The organism is Mesorhizobium sp. M2C.T.Ca.TU.002.02.1.1, assembly GCF_003997225.1.
On record NZ_RZTO01001158.1, the window covers coordinates 1 to 1434 of the forward strand.

Annotated in this window: 1 protein-coding gene and 1 pseudogene; one reads left to right on the top strand and one right to left on the bottom strand. The window is 61.8% G+C overall.

What is annotated here, in order from left to right:
- On the bottom strand, positions 1 to 644 hold a 644-nt coding region (locus tag EOD07_RS34285), incomplete at its 3' end, for a LysR substrate-binding domain-containing protein (RefSeq protein WP_127238342.1).
- 151 nt (positions 645 to 795) lie between these two features.
- Here EOD07_RS34285 and EOD07_RS34290 point away from each other — a divergent pair.
- Positions 796 to 1428, top strand: a pseudogene (locus EOD07_RS34290) (aminotransferase class V-fold PLP-dependent enzyme); the annotation flags it as partial.
- Positions 1429 to 1434 lie beyond the last annotated feature (6 nt).

The following is a 1434-nucleotide window of genomic DNA, read 5'->3' on the forward strand; positions in this document are numbered from 1 at the left end:
GCCGGTTTGAGCTCGATATTCGAAGACGTGGCGAGATCCTCCAGCTTCTTGCGTGTCTTGGAACCGTGCTCGCGCATCACCAGCGGTTCCTGCGCGAGCTGTCCGAGCGTTAGCGATTTCCTGTCTGAAAGCGGATGATCGGCGGACACGAAGGCGATGATCGGCGTCGAGTTGAGTCTCAGCATCTCAAAATCGCGGCCCCCGGGCATCTCGCCGAGAACGCCGATGTCGGCTTCGTAGCTGTAAAGGCTGCTGATCACGGTCTCCGTATTGCCGGAGCGCACGGACACCTGGACGCCGGGGTAACGGGCGCGAAAGGCGCCGAGGATATGCAGCAGGTGATGCGCCGCGTCGGCAACGATGCGCAACGTGCCGGAACGCAGCGCGCGCGACTCTGTCAAAAGTTCCAGCGCCTGCTGCTCGGTCTCGAACATGCGGTGGGTGATCTCGAGTAGCCTCTGGCCCTGCGTGGTCAGCGTGACCTGCTTCTTGTTCCGGTTGAACAGCAGCACGTCATATTCTTCCTCGAGCTTGCGCACCTGGTCCGAAATCGCCGGCTGGGTCAGGAAAAGCGCCTCCGCGGCACGCGAGAAGCCGCCGGAAATGGCTACCTGGTGAAAGGCCCTGAGCTGCACGTAACGCATGCGGGTGCTCTCCGAAGTGGCGTTTATGCGTAAAGTTCGTATCATCGATCAGATCGATACATCAATACAAAATAACGATTTTACAAATATGTCATGCCCACCGAGAATGACTGTCATATTCCGATGACAGGATCGAAGTGGGGAGGGCAGCATGCTCGCTGAGACGAAATTTGCGGCGACCAAGCCGTTGGACGCGCCGGCGCTCGGTGAACCTTATCTGCTGACGCCCGGCCCGCTCACCACGGCTTACGCCGTCAAGCAGGCGATGCTGCGCGACTGGGGCTCCTGGGACGGCGATTTCCGCGCCATGACAGCCGACCTGCGCCGCCGCCTTCTGGCGTTGACCGGCGACGCCAGAGACGAATTCGACTGTGTACCGATGCAGGGCAGCGGCTCCTTCTGCGTCGAGGCCATGCTCGGCTCCTTCGTGCCGAAGGACGGCAAGGTGCTGGTTCTGGCCAATGGCGCCTACGGGCTGCGCGCCGCGCAGACGATGCAATATATCGGCCGCGCCTATGCGCTGATCGACAAGGGCGATTACCTGCCGCCGCGCGGCGAGGAGGTGGCGGCGGCGCTTAGGGCCGATCCCGCGATCACCCATGTGATCGCCATCCATTGCGAGACCAGCTCCGGCATCCTCAACCCGGTCGCCGAGATATCGGAGGCCGTCTATGCCAACGGCCGCAAGTTGCTCATCGATTCCATGAGCGCCTTCGGCGCCATCCCGCTGGACGTCAACGAGATCCGCTACGAGGCGATGGTGTCGTCGGCCAACAAATGCATCTAGGGC